The sequence below is a fragment of the Saccharospirillum sp. ABV4_185 genome, from assembly GCF_056159245.1.
Genome location: NZ_JBSWUW010000001.1, coordinates 2,109,761 through 2,132,088 on the forward strand (window position 1 = coordinate 2,109,761; position 22,328 = coordinate 2,132,088).

The 22,328-nt window shown below is 53.4% G+C and carries 15 protein-coding genes and 3 rRNA genes; 13 read left to right on the plus strand and 5 right to left on the minus strand.

Annotated elements, in window-relative coordinates:
* Window positions 1–40: 40 nt before the first annotated feature.
* Together puuE and ACXAE6_RS09845 are read left to right on the plus strand one after the other, a co-directional pair.
* Window positions 41–955 (plus strand): allantoinase PuuE, encoded by a 915-nt coding sequence (gene puuE, locus ACXAE6_RS09840; RefSeq protein ID WP_475146997.1) that lies wholly within the window; start codon window positions 41–43, stop codon window positions 953–955.
* Between the two features lie 113 nt (window positions 956–1,068).
* Window positions 1,069–2,271: an EAL and HDOD domain-containing protein gene (locus ACXAE6_RS09845; RefSeq protein WP_475147000.1), complete on the plus strand. Its 1,203-nt coding sequence runs from the start codon at window positions 1,069–1,071 to the stop codon at window positions 2,269–2,271.
* On the opposite strand, the gene ACXAE6_RS09850 is transcribed toward ACXAE6_RS09845, so the two are convergent.
* Genes ACXAE6_RS09850 through ACXAE6_RS09860 form a run of 3 tightly spaced genes read right to left on the minus strand, consistent with a single transcriptional unit; the run spans window position 2,265 to window position 5,402 of the window.
* Window positions 2,265–3,137 carry an SDR family NAD(P)-dependent oxidoreductase gene (locus ACXAE6_RS09850; RefSeq protein WP_475147003.1) on the minus strand — a complete coding sequence of 291 codons (873 nt, stop codon included), beginning with the start codon at window positions 3,135–3,137 and terminating at the stop codon, window positions 2,265–2,267. The two genes, ACXAE6_RS09845 and ACXAE6_RS09850, sit on opposite strands and share 7 nt — an antisense overlap.
* A complete protein-coding gene (locus tag ACXAE6_RS09855) occupies window positions 3,130–4,065 on the minus strand; it encodes an SDR family oxidoreductase (RefSeq protein ID WP_475147005.1) in 936 nt (311 codons plus the stop codon). The genes ACXAE6_RS09850 and ACXAE6_RS09855 overlap by 8 nt, the downstream gene beginning before the upstream one ends.
* Window positions 4,062–5,402, minus strand: coding sequence for a flavin-containing monooxygenase (locus tag ACXAE6_RS09860; protein WP_475147009.1), 1,341 nt, complete (start codon window positions 5,400–5,402; stop codon window positions 4,062–4,064). The genes ACXAE6_RS09855 and ACXAE6_RS09860 overlap by 4 nt, the downstream gene beginning before the upstream one ends.
* 196 nt (window positions 5,403–5,598) lie before the next feature.
* Between ACXAE6_RS09860 and zigA the strand changes: the two genes are divergently transcribed.
* Window positions 5,599–6,795, plus strand: a complete 1,197-nt coding sequence (zigA, locus tag ACXAE6_RS09865; protein ID WP_475147011.1) for a zinc metallochaperone GTPase ZigA — start codon at window positions 5,599–5,601, stop codon at window positions 6,793–6,795.
* A 237-nt stretch (window positions 6,796–7,032) separates the two neighbouring features.
* Here zigA and ilvC read toward each other — a convergent pair whose 3' ends face one another.
* A complete protein-coding gene (ilvC, locus tag ACXAE6_RS09870) occupies window positions 7,033–8,517 on the minus strand; it encodes a ketol-acid reductoisomerase (protein ID WP_475147013.1) in 1,485 nt (494 codons plus the stop codon).
* Between the two features lie 269 nt (window positions 8,518–8,786).
* On the opposite strand from ilvC, the gene ACXAE6_RS09875 reads away from it, so the two are divergent.
* The 9 genes from ACXAE6_RS09875 (at window position 8,787) to ACXAE6_RS09915 (ending at window position 18,896) form a co-directional block, all read left to right on the plus strand.
* Window positions 8,787–8,951, plus strand: a complete 165-nt coding sequence (locus ACXAE6_RS09875; protein WP_475147015.1) for a hypothetical protein — start codon at window positions 8,787–8,789, stop codon at window positions 8,949–8,951.
* Between the two features lie 84 nt (window positions 8,952–9,035).
* Entirely contained in the window at window positions 9,036–9,932 is an 897-nt protein-coding gene (gene ilvY, locus ACXAE6_RS09880) for an HTH-type transcriptional activator IlvY (protein WP_475147017.1), read from the plus strand.
* A gap of 44 nt (window positions 9,933–9,976) precedes the next feature.
* Window positions 9,977–10,768 carry a CDP-diacylglycerol--serine O-phosphatidyltransferase gene (gene pssA, locus ACXAE6_RS09885; RefSeq protein WP_475147020.1) on the plus strand — a complete coding sequence of 264 codons (792 nt, stop codon included), beginning with the start codon at window positions 9,977–9,979 and terminating at the stop codon, window positions 10,766–10,768.
* Window positions 10,769–10,848: 80 nt separating this feature from the next.
* Window positions 10,849–11,817, plus strand: coding sequence for a protein-methionine-sulfoxide reductase catalytic subunit MsrP (gene msrP / locus ACXAE6_RS09890; protein ID WP_475147023.1), 969 nt, complete (start codon window positions 10,849–10,851; stop codon window positions 11,815–11,817).
* Complete coding sequence (locus tag ACXAE6_RS09895) at window positions 11,817–12,458, plus strand: protein-methionine-sulfoxide reductase heme-binding subunit MsrQ (RefSeq protein WP_475147025.1); 642 nt, start codon at window positions 11,817–11,819, stop codon at window positions 12,456–12,458. Before msrP ends, ACXAE6_RS09895 begins: the two co-directional genes overlap by 1 nt.
* A gap of 448 nt (window positions 12,459–12,906) precedes the next feature.
* Window positions 12,907–14,435, plus strand: a 16S ribosomal RNA gene (locus ACXAE6_RS09900).
* Between the two features lie 217 nt (window positions 14,436–14,652).
* Window positions 14,653–17,644: ribosomal RNA gene (locus ACXAE6_RS09905) — 23S ribosomal RNA — on the plus strand.
* Between the two features lie 229 nt (window positions 17,645–17,873).
* Window positions 17,874–17,989 (plus strand): 5S ribosomal RNA (gene rrf, locus ACXAE6_RS09910).
* The 16S, 23S and 5S rRNA genes sit together here, the layout of an rRNA operon.
* 289 nt (window positions 17,990–18,278) lie before the next feature.
* Complete coding sequence (locus tag ACXAE6_RS09915; protein WP_475147027.1) at window positions 18,279–18,896, plus strand: hypothetical protein; 618 nt, start codon at window positions 18,279–18,281, stop codon at window positions 18,894–18,896.
* Window positions 18,897–18,951: 55 nt separating this feature from the next.
* On the opposite strand, the gene ACXAE6_RS09920 is transcribed toward ACXAE6_RS09915, so the two are convergent.
* On the minus strand, window positions 18,952–20,889 hold the full coding sequence (locus ACXAE6_RS09920; RefSeq protein WP_475147031.1) for a sigma-54-dependent Fis family transcriptional regulator: 1,938 nt from the start codon (window positions 20,887–20,889) through the stop codon (window positions 18,952–18,954).
* Between the two features lie 349 nt (window positions 20,890–21,238).
* Here ACXAE6_RS09920 and ACXAE6_RS09925 point away from each other — a divergent pair, with 349 nt between their 5' ends.
* Entirely contained in the window at window positions 21,239–22,327 is a 1,089-nt protein-coding gene (locus tag ACXAE6_RS09925) for an ABC transporter ATP-binding protein (protein ID WP_475147035.1), read from the plus strand.
* Window position 22,328: the final 1 nt, after the last annotated feature.

The following is a 22,328-nucleotide window of genomic DNA, read 5'->3' on the forward strand; positions in this document are numbered from 1 at the left end:
GCTGTGAAATGTGCTTTCTATCTGTGATCGGAGTTTACCCATGTCCAGTTCGCAAACGCACTATCCGCGCGACCTGATCGGTTACGGTGCCCAGCCGCCCGCGGCGCAATGGCCCAATAAGGCACGGTTGGCGGTGCAGTTCGTGATCAATTACGAAGAGGGCGGTGAAAACGGCCAACTGCACGGCGACGCCGAATCGGAACGTTTTCTGTCGGAAATTGTCGGTGCCGAAGCTTATCCAGAGCGTCATCTGAGTATGGAAAGTATCTACGAATATGGCAGCCGCGCTGGCTTCTGGCGGTTGCATCGGTTGTTCACCGAGCGTCAGTTGCCGGTGACGGTTTTTGGCGTGGCCATGGCCATGGAACGTCATCCCGAGGCGGTCGAAGCCATGCTCAAAGCGGATTGGGAAATTGCCTCCCATGGTTACCGCTGGATTCATTATCAAACTATTTCCGAAGCCGTTGAGCGCGAACATATGGCGTTGGCGATCGACATTCATCAGCGTCTGACCGGTAAACATCCGGCTGGTTGGTACACCGGTCGCACCAGTCCGAATACGCTGAAACTGGTCGCCGAGCGTCCGGAGTTCCTTTACTGCTCCGACAGTTACGCCGACGATTTACCCTATTACGATCTCAATTATCAACGACCTTTATTGATGGTGCCCTACACCCTGGACACCAACGATATGCGCTTTGCCACACCTCAAGGCTTCAACAGCGGCGAGCAGTTTTTCACCTACCTGAAAGACGCCTTCGATGTGCTTTATGACGAAGGCGCAACCACCCCTAGGATGCTCAACATCGGTCTGCATTGCCGATTGGTCGGCCGCCCGGGCCGCTTTGCCGGCCTGAAACGCTTTGTCGATTATGTGCAATCGCACAGCGATGTTTGGGTGACAACCCGAGAAGCCATCGCCCATCACTGGCAGGCAATGCATCCACTAAATTAGTGAGTTTTAATGCAGCTCCAAGCGGTCCGATCCGACACCCAGCCGGTTTTGCCAGCGGGCAATTTCCCGATGTCATTGGTATAGTAGCCGGCTGAAGTTTCGGAGGGTGTATCGTGTCCGAAGAAGTACTGTTTGCCCGCCAACCGATTTTTGATCGTGGCTTGCAGGTGTTTGGATATGAATTGTTGTTCCGGCAGGGCGATCTAACCCAGGCCGTTTTCGAGGATGGCGATCTGGCCACCCAGGCGGTCATGCTCAATGCTTATACCCACAGCAACATCGCTCAGGCACTGAATCAGAAACCCGGTTTATTGAACGTCACTAAAACGATGCTCAATGCGCTGCCGGATTTTCTGCGTCAGACCCTGATTATTGAAGTGCTGGAAGATTATCACGCCGATGACGACCTGGTGCCGATACTCAGTCATTTGCGCGAGCGCGGCTTTCGCATGGCGCTGGACGATTTTGAGCAGAAAGATTATCGACCGGAACTGATTGATCTGGTCGATATTGTCAAAATTGATGTGCTGGCAACCAGCCGCGATGGCATTGTCGAATTGGTGCGCGAGTTGTCGTCTCACCCGGTAAAACTGGTGGCAGAAAAAGTTGAAGATTACGACACCTTTCAATTTTGTCTGGACCAGGGTTTTGATTATTTTCAGGGCTATTTCTTCTGTCGCCCCGAAGCGGTTCATGGGCGACGATTACAGCCGTTGCGCGTTAATCTGCTGAAAGTTCTGGCGCAGTTATATAAGCCGGATGTGACTGTTAATGACATCTATTATCTGGTGCAACAGGACACGGTGTTGTCTTATAAATTGTTGCAGCTGGTGAACTCGTCTTTTTATCGTCGGGCGCACAGTATCGAATCCATTCATCAGGCAGTGACCTTGCTGGGGATCGATCGCATTCGTGGTTGGGCAACCTTGATTAATATGGATCGCTTTGAAAACAAACCCAAAGAGTTGCAGCGCGAAGCTCTGACCCGGGCGTTCTTCTGCGAGCAATTGGGTGAGCGCCTGGCACCGGATGAAAAGGACTGCTTTTTCACTGTAGGTTTGTTATCGGTGCTGGATGCACTGATGGATCAGCCTATGCCGCAGGTGCTCATTGAACTGCCGCTTAAGGAAGATCTGAAAGCTGCTCTGAGTGACAGAATTGGATTGACAGGACGAGTGCTGAATCTGGCGACAGATTATGCACATGGTAAGCCTCTCGAAGCTGATTTTTTGCGCGACTATGAGCTGGAGCTGGTTGATTTGTCGGCGTTGTATAACGGTGCTATTGAACGGGCCGATGAATTACTCGGTCAGTGATGATGGGTATTTTGATGGGGTGGTGATCCTGGCCGGACGGATTGATCGGATGTTAATTCTTCCGCCAATCGCTGGCGCATCAGGCGTAAATACAGATCGGGTAACAGCCGATATAACCAGGCGGCCATCGCACTGAAACGGTCTGGAAAACAACGGCGTTTGCGTTTGCGATGAATGGTGATAATACGCTCGGCCATCCAGCCAGCGTCGCGAATTTTTCCGACCGACGAGCGTTGATGCTGAGCTCTATGGCCATTTTGGTCGAGCGCATTCTGCTCAATGGGCGTTGCCAGAAAACTCGGATAAATCAGCGTTAATTCATCGGCGCGAATCAACCCTTCAGCACGGGCGGTTTCAAAAAACTGATGCAGAGCTGCCTTGGCGGCGCAATAACCTGCACGGCCGAGCACCGGCATCCAGCCAGCCATGGAACCGATCACTATTATCCCCCGATCACGATGGTCGGGGGCTGTTCCCAGTAACGGACGCAGCGCCAACGTCAGTTCCAAAGGCGCAAAATAATCCACCGCCATAACCCGACGAAACACCGCCGGCTGCGTCTTTTGGGCGACGCTGCGATGGGTGATGCCGGCGTTGTTGATCAGCAAGGTCAGACTCGGAGTGAGCGTGGCGACCCAGGCGGCAATTTGCTCAGCGGCATCGAACTCGGTGAGGTCTTGCAATTTGCTGCAGTGATTGGCTTGCGGTTGTTGGGTTTGTAGTTGAGTCAGGCATTTTTGCAACGCTTCGGCGTTGCAATCGACCAGTAATAATCGATGGCCAAGCCGTGCATAACGCTGCGCCAATTCCCAGCCCAGCCCAGAGGCAGCGCCGGTAATCAGAATAGTGGCTTGGGCATCAACCATGCGGCAAGGTTCTCAGGCCAGCGGCGAATTCGGCCAAGACTTCGGCGGAGGTTTTGCGCGGACAGTAACCAAACTCCTGTTTTAAAGCGGTATTGGCCAGTACCGGCCGGTAGCGCAGAAAATTCAATTGCTCTGGACCGTAAGCGGTTAACCCCAAAAGACGCCCGCACCTTAAACCAAAACGCACTAAAGGCACCGGTAAATGCCAGATGGGTTTACCCAATTGTTCGGCAATCTCATCCAGGGTGAGCGCACCGTCGCCCGCCAGATTGTAGATGCCGCTTTTTTCTTCGCGCACGCCCTGTTCGATAATGGCGAGCACATCCTGATCCCAGATAAAGACAAAAGGCGAACTGGAACCCTTTAACGCGATCAGCCGTTTGCCTTCGAATAAACGGGTGATGAGGTTGTGGGTGTGGCGACCGAGAACGGTGCCAGGACGCAAAATTAACTGGCGTAATTCCGGGTGGTTTTGGCGATAGTCGGCGAGCCGTTCTTCGACCAGCCGTTTGTGCCAGGCGTAGGAAAATTCGATGTTGCCGCGCAGCGCATCATGCTCGGTTAACCAGTCGGGATTGTCGGCATGATAACCGTAGGCGGCGCCGCTGGATGTGAGCGTGAAATGGCGTACACCGGTGGCGACGCAGGCAGCTAATAATTGCTCGGTGCCTTCGACATCGATGCGGTAGTCGCGCTCGCGATCGCGGCTGGGTTCGAGTACCGAGGCCAGATGAATAACGTGGGTGAAGGCTTCCTGGTCCATCCAGTCGGCGAGACCCGCGCTGGTAATATCGCGCTGTTCGATGGGAAAAGCGCTGTCTTCTTTGGGCCGAATATCGAGACCGGTAACGGCGTAGTGCTTACTTAACCGACAGCCCAACTGATAACCCAGATAGCCACTGGCGCCAGTGATGAGGATGTGTGTCATGCCACTTCCTCGGCGCTGTGCACGATGCTGCGCAGCGGCGATTCGAGATCGCGTTGCAGGCGTCGCTGGTGCTTTTTCAGCGTCTTCAGGTAGGTCGCTTTATGGACGTAGTAAGCCATGCGATCGACGGCCAGATAGTTCATGCCACCGCGACAGTCGCTGTTCGGATGGGCGCGAATAGCGCGTTCAAACTGACGCGCCGAAGCGGTGTCGCGAGCGCGCTGATGCAGGTAGAGCGCGACCAGATGGGCTTGCTCATCACGACCCTGCCAGCCCAGACCGGCGGCTTCGATCATGCCCATCACAAACAGATTGGGGTTGTCCGGATTGAACACATTTAAAAACAGGTCCGGCGCGGCGCCCTGCCAGTTCAGTTCGCGAGAATCGATGTAGGGATAACTCAGACGGTAGCCGGTAGCCTGAAGAATCAGATCGTAGTCGGCCTGTTCACCATTGCTGAAAGTGACGCTGTGGCCATCGACCGCTTGCACATCCGCACGTGGTTGTATATCGCCATGACCGATGTGATGCAGAAACTGGGAGTTCACCACCGGGTGTGATTCGTACAGGCGATAATCCGGGTCAGGCAGGCCGTAATCGGATGGCTTCCCGATCAAGGCGCGGATGATGCCGCCATCGATCCATTGTTTCAGCCGGTTCGGCAAACGTACCTTGCCGCCGAGAGTATCGATGGGGCGACCAGCGACGAATTTGGGCAAAAAATAATAACCGCGGCGCACCGACAGATCGACACGGGCAGCGCGGTGCACGGCGTCGACGGCGATATCGCAGCCACTGTTGCCGCAGCCGATGATCAGCACGCTTTTGTTATCGAACACAGCCGGGTCGCGATAGTCGGCGCTGTGCAGTTGCTCACCACTGAAATGGCCGGGCAGGTCGAGGTGTTTGGGTGCGTGTAAAGTGCCGCTGGCAAGCAATACCCCGGCGACGGCATGACGTTGCTGACGACCCTTGCATTCGGTCTCGATCTGCCAGTGGTCGCCATCACGTTCGACCTTGAGCACCCGGGTGTTAAAGGCAAAGCCGGAGTGCAGGTCAAAGTGTTCAGCGTAGGCCTCGAAATACGCCTTCATCTGGTGGTGACTGGGGTAGGGCGGCACCGATGCAGGCATCGGGAAGTCGCGAAATTCGGTCATGGTTTTCGACGAAATCAGATGCGCCGATTGGTACATCGTCGAGTGCGGGTTATCGATGTCCCATAACCCGCCGACGCCGTCGTTCAGTTCGAAACCGATCCACGGCAACTGGTACTGGCTGAGCCGGCGCGCGGTGCACAGTCCCATCGGACCGGCGCCGATAATGGCGTAGGGAAGCATGACCCTGTCCTTAAGTGGTGATTCAGACACCCAGCTTAGGGTCAGGAGCCTGGCCCTGGCTTGGCTGCTTCGGGACGGTCAGTGGTTTATTTGAGACAGGATGCTGTTTGCTGATCGGGTGGGTGTTGGTTATGAATGATATGTTGTAACATAAATATATCGAATCTGATCTCAAATACCGCCTTCAGGAGTTGCAATGACACTGCATAAAAAGCTTCCGGTTACCGTCCTGTCCGGTTTTCTGGGCGCTGGCAAAACCACCGTACTCAATCATCTGCTCAACAATCGCGAGGGTCTGCGCATCGCAGTCATCGTCAACGATATGAGCGAAATCAACATCGATGCCGCTACGGTGCGCCAGGATGTGTCGCTGAACCGGCGCGAGGAAAAGCTGGTCGAGATGAGCAACGGTTGCATCTGCTGCACACTGCGTGAAGATTTGTTGATTGAAGTGCGGCGTTTGGCCGAAGCCGGACAGTTTGATTATCTGGTGATCGAATCGACTGGTATTTCCGAACCGCTGCCGGTGGCGGAGACCTTTACCTTTGCCGATGAAGCAGGGGTGACGCTCAGCGATGTGGCGCAGCTCGATACGCTGGTGACGGTGGTCGATGGTGCCAACTTTTTAACCGATTACGATCAGGCTCAGGCCCTGGCCGAACGCGGTGAAAGTCTGGGTGAGGAAGATCAGCGCAGTGTCACCGATCTGCTGGTCGATCAGGTGGAATTCGCCAACATTATTTTGGTCAGCAAGACCGATCTGATTGCACCGGCGGAACTGAAACGTCTGAGCGCTATTTTGCGCACGCTCAATACCGACGCCGAGATTGTGCCCATTGTTAATGGTCAGATTCCCAGTCAGAAAATCCTCGCCACTGGCTTGTTTGATTTTGCCAAGGCCGAACAGGCACCAGGCTGGTTGAAGGAAATGCGCGGCGAACATCTGCCGGAAACCGAAGAATATGGCATCGGCAGTTTTGCTTATCGCGCCCGCCGGCCGTTTCATCCGCAGCGCTTTTTCGACTTTCTGCACAGCTCAGATTTGGCGGGCAAACTGATTCGCTCCAAAGGTTATTTCTGGCTGGCGACGCGGCCGGATTTCGTCGGTCAGTGGCAGCAGGCCGGCGGCATTGCACGCTATGGCTTTGCTGGCATGTTCTGGGCGGCGGTAGCAAAAGAACAGTGGCCGCAGGATGACGATTACTTGGGTGCCATTCGTTCGATCTGGCAGGAACCCTATGGCGATCGTCGCCAGGAATTGGTGTTTATCGGTCAGAACCTGGATCGTGATCAGGTGGTGGAAAAACTGGATGCCTGCTTGCTCAGCGAAGCAGAGCTGGCTGCTGGCGAACAGGCCTGGCGCGAACTGGAAGATCCGTTTCCGGCCTGGTAGGTGGTTTGGCTATTGCTGAGCGCCGCCGCTTGGTGGTGCTACCTTTTCCCTTTCCTGAAAATTGCTCCTGCATTGTCAGGATACCGTCCATCCCTGGACATAACCGTCAATTGCGTCCTGCATTGTCGGGTACCGTCCATCCCTGGACATAAAAAAAGCCCGCCGATTGGGCGGGCTAACACTCATTCCCTTTTGGGGACCTCACTGAGAGACGGTCACCCGGTCGGGGCTATGCAATCAAGCCTCGACCAGACGTTTCATATCCGTCATATAACCGCGCAGTTCTTCACCGATCCATTCGATGGGGTGGTTGCGAATCGCTTGGTTGACGGTAATCAATTCGATGTTGTCGACTTCGGTGCCGGCATTACCCAGACCTTTGCCAATAACGTCGGTTTTGATTTTCGGCATGAACTTTTCAGCCAGCAGCGGAACCGCCGCATTGGCGAACAGATAGTTGCCGTACTCGGCGGTGTCGGAGATCACCACGTTCATTTCGTACAGCTTCTTACGCGCAATGGTGTTGGCGATCAAAGGCAGTTCGTGCAGTGATTCGTAGTAAGCCGATTCTTCGATGATGCCGCTGTCGACCATGGTTTCGAACGCCAGCTCAACACCGGCTTTAACCATGGCTACCATGAGGATGCCGTTGTCGAAATATTCCTGCTCAGACAGATCGTTTTTCACTTCCGGCGCTTTTTCGAAAGCGGTCTGGCCGGTGGCTTCGCGCCAGCCCAGCAGGTCTTTATCGTCGGCGTCCCAGTCGGCCATCATGGTGGCGGAGAAGTGACCGCTGATGATGTCGTCCTGGTGTTTCTGGAACAGCGGTGCCAGCAGGCCTTTCAGTTCTTCAGACAATTCATAAGCACGCAGCTTGGCCGGGTTGCTCAGGCGATCCATCATATTGGTGATGCCGCCGTGTTTGAGCGCTTCGGTGACGGTTTCCCAGCCGTACTGGATCAGTTTGCTGGCGTAGGTAGCGTCGACGCCTTCGGCGATCATCTTGTCGTAGCACAGCAGTGAACCGGCTTGCAGCATGCCGCACAGGATGGTTTGTTCGCCCATCAGGTCGGATTTCACTTCGGCAACGAAGGAGCTTTCCAGCACGCCGGCACGGTGACCGCCGGTGGCCGCGGCCCAGGCTTTGGCGATTTCCAGGCCTTCGCCTTTGGGATCGTTCTCCGGGTGAACGGCGATCAGTGTCGGTACACCAAAGCCGCGCTTGTACTCTTCGCGTACTTCGGTGCCCGGGCACTTGGGTGCGACCATGACGACGGTGATGTCGTCACGAATTTTCTGACCGACTTCGACGATGTTGAAACCGTGCGAATAACCCAGGGCCGCGCCTTGCTTCATCAGCGGCATCACCGCTTCGATGACGCTGGAGTGCTGTTTGTCCGGTGTCAGGTTGACAACCAGATCGGCCTTGGGAATCAGGTTTTCGTGGGAGTCGACTTCGAAGCCGTTCTCGGTGGCGTTTTTCCACGATTGGCGCTTGTTGTCGATGGCCGACTGGCGCAGGGCGTAAGCGACGTCCAGACCGGAATCGCGCATGTTCAGACCCTGGTTCAGACCCTGGGCACCACAGCCGACGATAACGACTTTCTTGCCTTTGAGGGCGTTGCAGCCATCGGCGAACTCGGCTTTGTCCATAAAGCGACATTTGCCCAGCTGAGCCAGCTGCTGACGCAGGTTGAGGGTGTTGAAATAGTTAGTGCTCATGCGAAATCCTGTTAACAGTCATGGTGGAGAACCCACCGTTAGCGCCGCAGTCTAGCGGTTTTTGGATATTGCTTTAAATGAATTGTTCACAACGGACTGTTGCTGGAAATGCAGCAGAAGAGCGGTTGTGGTGCAGCAAGTCATATAAGGCTGCGAGTCGCAGGTATTAATCGCTCAGGAATAATCGTTCTCAATAGCGGTGGCTGTACATTCTTTGCTAAACTCTTCGCCGGGAAGGGGTCGGGCCCATTCTCATAAAGGAGTTAAGCATGTCTATTAAGCAACTGTGGCTGGCGCTTTCCCTATTGGGGATGGTCACACTGATGAGTCGGCCACAAGCGGTCACCAGCCTGACAGAAAGCCTGATTGATGCCGGATTTTGGGTGCTGTCCGCGACCTACGAAACCTTCATCAAACTCAATACTGACTACTGACGCAATTGTGCTCTGTCTTTATTGCGTTTGCTGCAATAAAGGCTGGGCCATGCCATAATCAGGCCTCTTCAGAGGAGGCCCGTTATGGATCTGCGAGCACTGAAACAGTTCTTGCACCTGTCTGCGACCCTGCATTACGGCAAAACATCCGAAGCCATGCACGTCAGTCCTTCGACGCTCAGTCGAAGCATCGCCCGTTTGGAAGACGAACTGGGTGCTACCCTTTTCGAACGTGATAACCGCACTGTGGTGCTGACTCAGGCCGGTCGGTTGTTTCGTGAATTTGCCGAGTCGACCCTGGCGCATTGGCAGGATCTGCGCCACAAACTGCAGAACGATCCGGTCGAGTTGCGCGGCCAGATTCGCCTCTATTGCTCGGTGACCGCCAGCTACAGCTTTATGCTGGGATTGCTGACCGAATTCCGTGCCCGTTTTCCCAATATTGAAGTGGTGCTGGAAACCGGCGATGCCGCCCAGGCGGTGCAGAAGGTGATGGATGATGAAACCGATATCGCCATCGCGCCGCGTCCGGATCATTTGCCTAATCCGTTGATGTTTCAGTCGATCGTGGAAACACCGCTGGAATTTATCGCGCCGGCGATTGATTGCCCGGTGCGTACTCAACTGCAACAATCGCCCATTCCATGGGGCCAGATACCCTTTGTGGTGTCCGAATACGGCCTGGCTCGCAAGCGTTTGGACAACTGGTTTCGCGCCCACAGCATCAAGCCGAATATTTACGCTCAGGTGGCCGGTAACGAGGCCATCGTCAGCATGGTAGGGTTGGGATTCGGTATTGGCGTGGTACCCGGGCTGGTGATTGAGAACAGTCCGTTGCAAGAGAAAATCGAGCGCATTGAGACCGACAGCCAGCTGGAACCTTTTGACGTGGGTGCTTGCGTCCTTAATCGACGTCTGCAGGATCCGTTGGTGAGCGCTTTCTGGAAAACGGCCAGTGATCTGACCGATACCGTGAACTGAAGTGTCGGTGGCTAACATTTCGATTTTATTATTTGGAGGGAACTATGAGTTCCAATGACAGCAAGGTGGCACAACCGACGCAAAATCTTCCGGTGCAACAGCCAGCCCATCGCCGTGGCATCTATCTGCTGCCTAACTTGCTGACCACAGCGGCGCTGTTTGCCGGCTTTTTTTCGATTGTCTCGGCCATCAACGGCGATTTTGTGCGTGCCTCCATTGCGATTTTTGCCGCTCAGTTGCTGGACGGCATGGACGGACGCGTCGCGCGTATGACGCATACCCAAAGCGAGTTCGGCGCGCAGTACGACAGCATGTCTGACAACATGGCCTTTGGTGTGGCACCGGCGATTTTGATCTTCCAATGGTCGCTGCACAGCCTGGATAATCTGGGCTGGGTTGCCGCCTTTATTTTTGTCGCCGGTGCGTCCTTGCGTCTGGCTCGGTTCAATATTCAGATCAACAGCGTCGACAAAAAATTCTTTGTCGGTCTGGCAAGCCCTGCTGGCGCCGCCATTCTTTGGGGCTCTGTCTGGGCGTTGACCAAGTCGGGTGTGGCCGGCGAGTCGGTTGCCTGGATCATGGTCGTCGTTGTGCCTTTGGTCGGTGCCATGATGGTCAGTCCGATCCGCTATTATTCGTTTAAAGACCTTAGTGACCGTGGTCGCGTGCCTTTTGTGGTGTTACTGCTGTCGGTAGCGGTGTTGGCGCTTATCGCTCTGGACCCGCCGCGAGTCCTGTTGGGTATGGCGGTACTCTATGCGTTGTCAGGTCCGGTTTTTGAAGTGTGGCGACGCGCCCGCCAATATCGCAACGCGCGTAAGTCCGGAACTTCCTGAAGCAAAACCGGTCAGAGGTCCGTTGCGTACAGTATGTTAACGGGCCTCAAGGCCCAACACCGGTTTTGACGGAGGGCTCCATGATTATCAAACAACGCTCCGAACTGACAGAGAATGACGTCACCCCGAAATCTGCCTATCTGAATCGTCGTCAGTTGATGCAGGCTGCCGGCGGTCTGGCAATGACCAGCCTGGTACCCGCAGCCATGGCGACGCCACCGGCAGCACCGCCCTGGTTAAGTACCAAGGTTGCCAACACCGCGTATCGCTCGATCACCACCGATGAAGGTGTGACCGATCAACGTGACGCCACCAGCTACAACAACTTCTATGAATTCGGTACCGGTAAAAGTGATCCGGCCAATCATGCCGATGAGTTCAATCCTTATCCTTGGGAAATTGAAGTCGGCGGCTTGTGCGATAACCCCGGCACTCTGGACCTGGAGGCGTTGCTCAGCGGCAAGCGTACCGAAGAGCGTATCTATCGACTGCGCTGCGTCGAAGCCTGGTCGATGGTGATTCCCTGGATCGGTATCGAACTGGCGGCCTTGCTCAAACCCTTCCAGCCGAAATCCAACGCGCGCTATGTGGCTTTTCAAACCATCCAGCGTCCGGATGAATTGCGCGGGCAACGCTCCTTGTTTTCCTTTATCGACTATCCCTATGTCGAAGGCTTGCGAATGGACGAGGCCATGCATCCCTTAGCCTTCCTGGCGGTGGGCATGTATGGCGAGCCGTTGCCCAATCAGAACGGCGCGCCGATTCGTTTGCTGCTGCCCTGGAAGTACGGTTTTAAAAGCATCAAGTCGATCAGCAAGATCGAATTCGTCGAAGAGATGCCGCCAACCACCTGGAATATCGCCAATGCCAACGAATATGGTTTCTATGCCAATGTGAATCCTGAGGTCGACCATCCGCGCTGGAGTCAGGCAACTGAGCGTCGTATTGGTCCGAATGGCGATATCAATCGAATCGATACCCGTCTGTTTAATGGTTACGACGAAGTCGCTTCGCTGTACCAGGGCATGGATCTGCGGACTTTCTTCTAATGCGTATTCAGTTATTACCAAAGCAAGGCTTGCTGTGGTGGGTCTTATTTTTGCTGGCTCTGTCGCCGGCGCTTTACTACTGGACCCTGTTTATCGCTGATCCGCGCACTCTGGGTGTGGATGCGTTGGAAGTGGTGCTGGAAGAGATGGGCAAATGGGCGCTGTGGCTGTTGTTGATAACGCTCAGTTGCTCTCCCTTGTCTCGGCATACAGCATTTAGGGCCGTTCGCTATCGACGCATGCTGGGGCTTTATTGTTTCTTCTATGCCAGCTGTCATCTGGCGACTTATCTATTTGGCTGGATCGAGTTGGATTGGCGCGTCTTTGTCGAAGACCTTGGTAAGCGTCCCTTTATCTATCTCGGTATGCTGGCCTGGGTGGGGTTGTTGGTTTTGGCGATCACGTCACCCAAAGCCATGGTGCGTCGTCTGAAGAAAAACTGGAAACGTCTGCACCGGGTTATATATCTAATAATAGTGTTGGCATTGATTCATTTCTGGCTGCAGTCACGAGTGTCGTCATTTGAAGCCTGGCTTTATACCTTGCTGGCGGTGGTGCTCCTGGGTGAGCGTTTGGTCGTCAAACTGCGGGCACGACGAGGTACAAAAAGCGATAGTGCGCTGAAACAAAAAACCGCCTGAACGTTGTTCGTCATCTTTCTTTCAACTTTCCCCGTGGCGGCCGTTGACAGCGGCCGCAAAAAGACTATTATACGCCTCCCTCGCCGCTGAGCGCGGTTGGGGAGCGAAGTTTTCCAGTCTTTCTTCTCTTGGTTCGGTGCTTTCTAAGTGCCTGTTTTGAAAAGAAAAAATCTGAATCTTCGGTTGACAGTGCGGCGCCGATCGGTAGAATGCGCGCCACGCTAAAGGGTGGTCACCAACAGCTGTGACACCTTGTGATCTTTAACATCGTCAGAAGTAATTCGTGTGGGCGCTTGTGGGTCGACCTATATGTCCTTAGGGACAAAACTCGATCGACAAGTGACCTGTCAGAAATTCTGAGAGGCGTTTATTCGAACTTAGGTTCGAATGAGCTTGCGAACGAGTCATGAGTAAAGGCGGAGTGTCTTTGGATGCTTTGCCAGACTTTAAACTGAAGAGTTTGATCATGGCTCAGATTGAACGCTGGCGGCAGGCCTAACACATGCAAGTCGAGCGGTAACAGGACTAGCTTGCTAGTTGCTGACGAGCGGCGGACGGGTGAGTAACGCGTAGGAATCTGCCCGGTAGTTGGGGATAGCCCGGAGAAATCCGGATTAATACCGAATAATCTCTACGGAGGAAAGGGGGCTTCGGCTCTCGCTACTGGATGAGCCTGCGTGAGATTAGCTAGTTGGTGGGGTAAAGGCTCACCAAGGCGACGATCTCTAGCTGGTCTGAGAGGATGATCAGCCACACTGGGACTGAGACACGGCCCAGACTCCTACGGGAGGCAGCAGTGGGGAATATTGGACAATGGGGGCAACCCTGATCCAGCCATGCCGCGTGTGTGAAGAAGGCTTTCGGGTTGTAAAGCACTTTCAGACAGGAGGAAGGGGTTTCGGTTAATACCCGAGATCATTGACGTTACTGTCAGAAGAAGCACCGGCTAACTCCGTGCCAGCAGCCGCGGTAATACGGAGGGTGCGAGCGTTAATCGGAATTACTGGGCGTAAAGCGCGCGTAGGCGGCAAGTTAAGTTGGATGTGAAAGCCCCGGGCTCAACCTGGGAATGGCATTCAAAACTGGCTCGCTTGAGTACGGCAGAGGAGTGTGGAATTTCCGGTGTAGCGGTGAAATGCGTAGAGATCGGAAGGAACACCAGTGGCGAAGGCGACACTCTGGGCTGATACTGACGCTGAGGTGCGAAAGCGTGGGGAGCAAACAGGATTAGATACCCTGGTAGTCCACGCCGTAAACGATGTCGACTAGCCGTTGGGACCTTTAAGGACTTGGTGGCGAAGTTAACGCGATAAGTCGACCGCCTGGGGAGTACGGCCGCAAGGTTAAAACTCAAATGAATTGACGGGGGCCCGCACAAGCGGTGGAGCATGTGGTTTAATTCGAAGCAACGCGAAGAACCTTACCTACTCTTGAAATCCTGCGAACTTGGTAGAGATACCTTGGTGCCTTCGGGAACGCAGTGACAGGTGCTGCATGGCTGTCGTCAGCTCGTGTTGTGAAATGTTGGGTTAAGTCCCGTAACGAGCGCAACCCTTATCCTTATTTGCCAGCGATTCGGTCGGGGACTATAAGGAGACTGCCGGTGACAAACCGGAGGAAGGCGGGGACGACGTCAAGTCATCATGGCCCTTACGAGTAGGGCTACACACGTGCTACAATGGCCGGTACAGACGGTTGCGAAGCCGCGAGGTGGAGCTAATCTGAAAAAGCCGGTCGTAGTCCGGATTGGAGTCTGCAACTCGACTCCATGAAGTCGGAATCGCTAGTAATCGTGAATCAGAATGTCACGGTGAATACGTTCCCGGGCCTTGTACACACCGCCCGTCACACCATGGGAGTTGATTGCACCAGAAGTGGGTAGCTTAACATTGGGCGCTCACCACGGTGTGGTTGATGACTGGGGTGAAGTCGTAACAAGGTAACCCTAGGGGAACCTGGGGTTGGATCACCTCCTTAAACCTAGACTCGCAAGTGTCCACAACGAATTACTTCTTAGAGGCTGAATCGAGCGATCGATTTGGCCTTTAGGCGTTCTTTAACAATCTGATTGAAGTTTTCTCAAAGAAAGAAGTCTGATTAAAACCAAGCGTAGCAATATCTTTGTCGTTCAAGACGTCGCTCATAAGCTTGAAGCGTGAAGCCACTTCGGTGGGGACACTCCTTCGGGTTATATGGTCAAGCGATTAAGCGTACAGGGTGGATGCCTTGGCAACTGGAGGCGATGAAAGACGTGGTAGCCTGCGAAAAGCTTCGGGGAGGTGGCAAACGACCTGTGATCCGGAGATGTCTGAATGGGGAAACCCACCTGCTTTTAGCGGGTATCTTGTTCTGAATACATAGGAGCAAGAGGCGAACCGGGGGAACTGAAACATCTAAGTACCCCGAGGAAAAGAAATCAACCGAGATTCCCTCAGTAGCGGCGAGCGAACGGGGACCAGCCCTTAAGCACCGGGCCAGTTAGTGGAAGGTTCTGGAAAGGACCGCCATAGTGGGTGATAGCCCCGTACACGAAAGCTCAACGGTGTGAAATCGAGTAGGTCGGGACACGTGGTATCCTGACTGAAGACGGGGGGACCATCCTCCAAGGCTAAATACTCCCAGTTGACCGATAGTGAACCAGTACCGTGAGGGAAAGGCGAAAAGAACCCCGGAGAGGGGAGTGAAATAGACCCTGAAACCCTGTACGTACAAGCAGTCAGAGCCCCTTCGGGGGTGATGGCGTACCTTTTGTATAATGGGTCAGCGACTTACATTACGTGGCGAGGTTAACCGTATAGGGGAGCCGTAGCGAGAGCGAGTCTTAACTGGGCGTCCAGTCGCGTGATGTAGACCCGAAACCCGGCGATCTATCCATGGGCAGGTTGAAGGTTGAGTAACATCAACTGGAGGACCGAACCCACTAATGTTGAAAAATTAGGGGATGACCTGTGGATCGGAGTGAAAGGCTAATCAAGCCGGGAGATAGCTGGTTCTCCTCGAAAGCTATTTAGGTAGCGCCTCGGACTTATACCTACGGGGGTAGAGCACTGTTTGGGCTCGGGGGTCATCCCGACTTACCAACCCCATGCAAACTCCGAATACCGTAGAGTACTATCCGGGAGACACACGGCGGGTGCTAACGTCCGTCGTGGAAAGGGAAACAACCCAGACCGTCAGCTAAGGTCCCAAAATCCATGTTAAGTGGGAAACGATGTGGGAAGGCTTAGACAGCTAGGAGGTTGGCTTAGAAGCAGCCACCCTTTAAAGAAAGCGTAATAGCTCACTAGTCGAGTCGGCCTGCGCGGAAGATATAACGGGGCTCAAACATGGTACCGAAGCTACGGACTTGTGGAATTCACTTAAGCTTGCTGGAGCGAAGCGGAAGCCAAGCGTTCCCGAACGTTGAGTTCGGTGAGGCTGGGATGATGCGAGCGCAAGAACAGTGGGTTTAAGGAATTCCACAAGTGGTAGAGGAGCGTTCTGTAAGCCGTTGAAGGTGTGTTGAGAAGCATGCTGGAGGTATCAGAAGTGCGAATGCTGACATGAGTAACGACAATGGGAGTGAAAAACTCCCACGCCGAAAGACCAAGGGTTCCTGTTCAACGTTAATCGGAGCAGGGTGAGTCGGCCCCTAAGGCGAGGCTGAAAAGCGTAGTCGATGGGAAACGGGTTAATATTCCCGTACTTGGGTGTACTGCGATGGGGGGACGGAGAAGGCTAGGTGATCCAGGCGTTGGTTGTCCTGGTTCAAGTGAGTAGGGAGTGGGATTAGGCAAATCCGGTTCCACAATCCTGAGACACGATGACGGTCGTTCTACGGAACGCGAAGTCACTGATGCCCAGCTTCCAGGAAAAGCCTCTAAGCTTCAGGTACACCGGAACCGTACCCAAAACCGACACAGGTGGTCAGGTAGAGAATACCAAGGCGCTTGAGAGAACTCGGGTGAAGGAACTAGGCAAAATGGTGCCGTAACTTCGGGAGAAGGCACGCTGGTGTTAGGTGAAGGTCTTTACGACTGGAGCTGAGGCCAGCCGAAGATACCAGGCCCCTGCGACTGTTTATTAAAAACACAGCACTGTGCAAACACGAAAGTGGACGTATACGGTGTGACGCCTGCCCGGTGCCGGAAGGTTAATTGATGGGGTTAGCTTAGGCGAAGCTCTTGATCGAAGCCCCGGTAAACGGCGGCCGTAACTATAACGGTCCTAAGGTAGCGAAATTCCTTGTCGGGTAAGTTCCGACCTGCACGAATGGCGTAACGATGGGGGCGCTGTCTCCACCCGAGACTCAGTGAAATTGAAATCGCTGTTAAGATGCAGTGTATCCGCGGCTAGACGGAAAGACCCCGTGAACCTTTACTACAGCTTCACACTGGACTTTGAACTTGTTTGTGTAGGATAGCTGGGAGGCTTAGAAGCGTGGACGCCAGTCCATGTGGAGCCGACCTTGAAATACCAGCCTGGCAAGTTTGAGGTTCTAACTCAGCCCTGTGATCCAGGGCGAGGACCGTGTGTGGTGGGTAGTTTGACTGGGGCGGTCTCCTCCCAAAGAGTAACGGAGGAGCACGAAGGTACCCTAAGCATGGTCGGAAATCATGCGGTTAGTGTAATGGCACAAGGGTGCTTGACTGCGAGACGGACAGGTCGAGCAGGTGCGAAAGCAGGTCATAGTGATCCGGTGGTTCTGTATGGAAGGGCCATCGCTCAACGGATAAAAGGTACTCCGGGGATAACAGGCTGATACCGCCCAAGAGTTCACATCGACGGCGGTGTTTGGCACCTCGATGTCGGCTCATCACATCCTGGGGCTGAAGCCGGTCCCAAGGGTATGGCTGTTCGCCATTTAAAGTGGTACGCGAGCTGGGTTTAGAACGTCGTGAGACAGTTCGGTCCCTATCTGCCGTGGACGTTGGAAAACTGAGAAGAGCTGCTCCTAGTACGAGAGGACCGGAGTGGACGAACCCCTGGTGTACGGGTTGTGATGCCAATCGCATTGCCCGGTAGCTACGTTCGGACGGGATAACCGCTGAAAGCATCTAAGCGGGAAGCCCCCTTCAAGATGAGTTTTCCCTGAGACTTCGAGTCTCCTAAAGGGCCCAGGAAGACGACCTGGTTGATAGGCTGGATGTGTAAGCGCTGTGAGGCGTTGAGCTGACCAGTACTAATGGCCCGTGCGGCTTGGCCATATAACGCCCAAGGGGTGTTGGCGGCTTGGACGCAACAAAGATAGAGCTATAGAACACTTGGACGATCGGACGAAGACGGCTGGTGAGAAAGAAAGCTAGAAAGCTAGCTAGCTGTAAGAAAGATGAGAAAACGTGTCAATCAGAGCGAATTGGGTGCGTTGTTGACAGGAGCCGAGTAAAGAAGGGCTTCGTTGCAGACAGCAAAGAACAACAGCCACCAACCAGTTTGCTTGACGACCATAGAGCTGTGGAACCACCTGACTCCTTGCCGAACTCAGTCGTGAAACGCAGCCTCGCCGATGGTAGTGTGGGGTTTCCCCATGTGAGAGTAGGTCATCGTCAAGCTTTTAATACCGCCCCGGACCAGAGATGGTTCGGGGTTTTTTATTGCCTGGAAACCGGGGGACGACGATGTCCTACTCTACGAGTCCCGGGATGCCGGCCAAGTCCTCGTCAAGCTTTTAATACCGCCCCGGACCAGAGATGGTTCGGGTGGTCCGACGGGTCGATTTTTTTATTGCCTGGAATCCGGTAACAACATTTTATGTCTGCTTGCTAATCCCACCGTATTTTTAACTCTCTTCGACGCATTGAAGTTGTTAGAGTTATTGGATATCTCTTGCTAGGTAAGATTATGAATAGTTTATGGAACGCTGGTCTTAAAAGTCTGGCGGTCATACTTTTGGCTGGCTGTAATCCCGCTTCAGATGCCGACACTAAAACGCACCCAGAGCCGGTTAGCACTGAGGCTATTGGTGTTGGCCATGATCAGGGTGCTGTTGAAATACAGGCGCTCGCGCATCATTGCCTGGCGGGAGAACGTGTCTATCTGTCAGCCAAAATGCAGAAGGTTAATAGAAACACCGAGTCTGGTCTTAGTTATGAACTTCAGCCGACGGATAAGGTTTTGTCACTGTGCATGACGGATGAAAGCCTGACCTATCGCTATGGCGCGATTGGTGAGGTAGGGCTGGAACATACAGCTACTGTTGAACACCCCTTTGCATACTTTGAGCAAAGCATTGGCCGTGTATATGAGCAGATGTTTTATTTTAATAACGGCGACTATTACTACTATGTTGTCGAATCTGGGGGTATGGGACGCGGTGTGGGCTTGAAGGTATTTCAGGGTGATCGGTTAATTGGCGACTATTTTTCTGGCCTAGAAGACACTGACTTTTACAGCAGCATGAGCGTTATTAATAATGCCCTCTTGTCCTCACAGGTTCCCAGGGCTGCTCACCTGAACTGATAGCCGTGTTGTTGCGCCGTCGGTAATTTGTAATCAGCAATGCATCATGGCTGTTTCAGCGTAGATATTTATAAACAGTATTACGACTGACTCCAGCCAGGCGAGCTGTTCGACTGATATTGCCTCCGGTCTGTTGATAATAGGTTCGTATCTTTTCTGCCTGCGATGTCTGAATAGTATCTGCCGGATTGCTATCCGGTGCCTGAGGCTGTTTACATTCTGGTGGTGTATTTAAATCGTCGTAAAAATCTTTAGGCAGATGTTCCGCTTTAATGAGACCGTCGTCGCTCATCGCACTGGCGACTTTCAAAACGTTGCTTAACTGACGCATATTGCCGGGCCAAGGGTGTTGTAGAAAGAGATCCAACACGGCGGGTGACAAGCGTGTTTGACTGGGGTTTCCTGGATGCAGTCTTTGCGTTGCGTAGTTGATGAGTTCCGCTTTATCCGTGCGTTGCCGAAGAGGTGGTATGGTGACATTCAGTCCGGCTAATCGGTAATACAGGTCCTGACGAAAAGTGCCTTGCTGCACGGCTTGCTTCAGGTCGCGATTAGTCGCAGAAACTAGCCGGATATCGATTGGATAGGTTTCGGTTGATCCCAGTGGGGTCACAACCCTTTCCTGGAGAACCCGCAGTAACCTTGCTTGCATGGCAATTGGCATCTCTCCGATCTCATCGAGAAACAGCGTGCCGCCATCGGCGCGTCGGATTAAACCGATAGCGCCATCCTGGCTGGCACCGGTAAAGGCACCTTTGTGATAGCCAAAGAGTTCGGACTCAATCAGATCAGCAGGAATAGAGGCACAGTTTACCGCGACCAGGTTCTTGTTACTGCGACTGCCGTGGTAATGCAGTGACCGGACCAGTATTTCTTTTCCCGCCCCGGTCTCGCCATGAATCAGTACCGGAATATCTTTTTCGATGACCTTGCTGAGCTGAAGCAGGACCTGCCGAACGACAGGATCGCCATGTTCTAATTCATCAAATGGCACAACATCGGCGGGCAGTTGGTGATGTTTAGTAAAAGTGGCCGCGTTAGATTTTGTTGGTTTATCCTCAGTTTGTGCCTGTCGATAATCCGGTATTTTCAGTACTGGAGCTAATGGCGGCTGCACCCTTACCCAGGTGTGATAGCGACCGAACGCCTTTAATGATAGAGGCGTGTTGGCGGGTTGATGACATAATTCGAGAAAACGGCAATTGAATATTTGTTCGATGTTCAGCAGCGCCAGGTCTTGTGCCAGCATTGCCCAAGCGCGCCGGTTGGCGGAGATAACCTTGCCACTGTCATCTAACACCAGCATGCCGGACCAATGAGAATCCAGCCCACTGATGTTGGCGCTGAAGGTGACAATAAAGTGTTCCCGCTGGAACGCGGCATAGATCAACTGATTCTCAACACTCAGCGACATCAGTTTTACCATGCCAAGGGTGTGATCTTGAGGCAAATAAGCATCGGATGAAATATCGAGCACACCGATCATTTTTTTGTGTGTGTCGTAAATCGGCGAGGCTGAACCGACCATATAACGATTCGCGCGCAGAAAATGTTCGTCCCGGCTCACCTGGACGGCCTGGCCGGTTGCTAAGGCGGTACCGATAGCATTGGTTCCGGTGCCCACTTCGCGCCATTGGTAACCCGGAAGCAAGCCGTGACGGTCGCTTTCATGGAACCGGTTCGATCCCCAGGTATTCAGCACTTGTCCTTGGTTGTCGGCCAGAACAATCAGGCAGGCCGAGTTGGACAGAATGTTCTGGTAATGGGGCAGAACCTCGTTTTCAGTGGTGTGTACTAGGTTGTGATGTTCGTCGAGTAAAGCGGCCACATGACCTCGGCGAACCTCGCCAAACTGCGGCTGACTGCTGTGTGATAAACCATAAGATTCGCACCGGGACCAGGAGTTCTCGATGACTTTATGGTGGGGTAAGTCAGCCGTATCTGACTGGGTCGATTGCAAGCCCTGGAGCAGGGCCTCATCCATCTCTGTCATTGCCATTCTCAGGTAGAAGTTTCGTTATTGTTGTACTTCTTCCAGCCTTATCAGGCGCTTCCAGCATACCTGAAATCTGTTCAACGGCTACTGTTCATAAGACTGAACAACTGTTGAACAGCACTGTTTCAATATGAACATAAATGAACAGCTTGAAAAAGTGTTCTTTGCGCACTCATCTTTTTAAATTTCGCTAACTATTTGAAAAATATGACAATAAAAATTTGTTCGTTTTGTTTCGTATTGTTGGCACTGAAGTTGTAACAACGGGTGAAGAACGCTGAAAAGGCGACCTGCTGACACTTCAATGAACAGCAGGCACCAAAAATAACAACAAAGAGAAACAGCAATGTCCTTAACCCTTGAGCGCGTTAGCAAAGCCGTTGGCGGTCAGGAATGGATCAAAGACATCAGTCTGACGCTGGAGCCGGGTTCCTTTAATGTGCTGCTTGGGCGCACTCTGGCTGGTAAAACCAGCTTAATGCGGCTGATGGCCGGCCTGGAACGTCCGACGTCTGGCTCCGTTATTATGAACGGTGTCGATGTGACCGGAATGCCCGTTCGTAAGCGCAACCTGTCGATGGTCTACCAGCAGTTCATTAACTACCCTGACCAGACAGTGTACGAAAATATAGCGTCACCATTACGTCTGGCCCGGTTGCCGAAAAAGGTTATTGACCGACGCGTGCGTGAAACTGCGCAAATGCTGCATATCGAATCCCATCTGGAACGTTTTCCATTGGAGCTCTCTGGTGGTCAACAGCAGCGCACGGCAATGGCACGAGCACTGGTTAAAGATGCCGACCTGATACTCTTTGACGAACCCCTGGTTAATCTCGATTACAAACTGCGCGAAGAGTTCCGTGAGGAATTGCGCGAATTGTTTAAAGCCAAGCACTGCATCGCTGTTTATGCCACGACCGAACCGAATGAAGCATTGGCTCTGGGTGGTCACACCGCCGTTCTGCATGAAGGTGAGTTGCTGCAATACGGAAAAACACCCGATGTTTATCACCGCCCCAAAGACATCCTTACCGCCCAGATGTTTTCCGAGCCGCCGATCAATATTGTTGCTGGCCGAGTAACGGAATCGGAGGTGACTTTTGATGAATCGGTGCACTTCAAACTGAATCAGGATTTAAGCGGGCTCAAGCCAGGCAATTACCAATTTGGCGTGCGGGCATCACACATTGGCCTGGTGCCACACGCCGATGATGACCTCGAACTGACGGTGCGTGTCGACCTCGCCGAGATCAGCGGTTCAGAAACCTTTCTGCACGTGCGCAGTGAGCAATTTGAGCTGATTTTGCACCTGTCGGGTGTGCACGAGTATGCCGTTGATCAGGAAGTGAAAGTCTACTTCCCGACCCACAAAATTTATGTCTTCGACTCGACCGGCGCTGTTGTGCATGTGCCGACACGTTTAGGAGGTCGATGAT

Excerpts from the sequence above, each read along its gene's own strand:
- puuE (WP_475146997.1), top strand. The coding sequence starts at position 41 with ATGTCCAGTTCGCAAACGCACTATCCGCGCGACCTGATCGGTTACGGT.
- ACXAE6_RS09850 (WP_475147003.1), bottom strand. The coding sequence starts at position 3,137 with ATGGTTGATGCCCAAGCCACTATTCTGATTACCGGCGCTGCCTCTGGG.
- ACXAE6_RS09855 (WP_475147005.1), bottom strand. The coding sequence starts at position 4,065 with ATGACACACATCCTCATCACTGGCGCCAGTGGCTATCTGGGTTATCAG.
- ACXAE6_RS09860 (WP_475147009.1), bottom strand. The coding sequence starts at position 5,402 with ATGCTTCCCTACGCCATTATCGGCGCCGGTCCGATGGGACTGTGCACC.
- zigA (WP_475147011.1), top strand. The coding sequence starts at position 5,599 with ATGACACTGCATAAAAAGCTTCCGGTTACCGTCCTGTCCGGTTTTCTG.
- ilvC (WP_475147013.1), bottom strand. The coding sequence starts at position 8,517 with ATGAGCACTAACTATTTCAACACCCTCAACCTGCGTCAGCAGCTGGCT.
- ACXAE6_RS09875 (WP_475147015.1), top strand. The coding sequence starts at position 8,787 with ATGTCTATTAAGCAACTGTGGCTGGCGCTTTCCCTATTGGGGATGGTC.
- ilvY (WP_475147017.1), top strand. The coding sequence starts at position 9,036 with ATGGATCTGCGAGCACTGAAACAGTTCTTGCACCTGTCTGCGACCCTG.
- pssA (WP_475147020.1), top strand. The coding sequence starts at position 9,977 with ATGAGTTCCAATGACAGCAAGGTGGCACAACCGACGCAAAATCTTCCG.
- msrP (WP_475147023.1), top strand. The coding sequence starts at position 10,849 with ATGATTATCAAACAACGCTCCGAACTGACAGAGAATGACGTCACCCCG.
- ACXAE6_RS09895 (WP_475147025.1), top strand. The coding sequence starts at position 11,817 with ATGCGTATTCAGTTATTACCAAAGCAAGGCTTGCTGTGGTGGGTCTTA.
- ACXAE6_RS09915 (WP_475147027.1), top strand. The coding sequence starts at position 18,279 with ATGAATAGTTTATGGAACGCTGGTCTTAAAAGTCTGGCGGTCATACTT.
- ACXAE6_RS09920 (WP_475147031.1), bottom strand. The coding sequence starts at position 20,889 with ATGACAGAGATGGATGAGGCCCTGCTCCAGGGCTTGCAATCGACCCAG.
- ACXAE6_RS09925 (WP_475147035.1), top strand. The coding sequence starts at position 21,239 with ATGTCCTTAACCCTTGAGCGCGTTAGCAAAGCCGTTGGCGGTCAGGAA.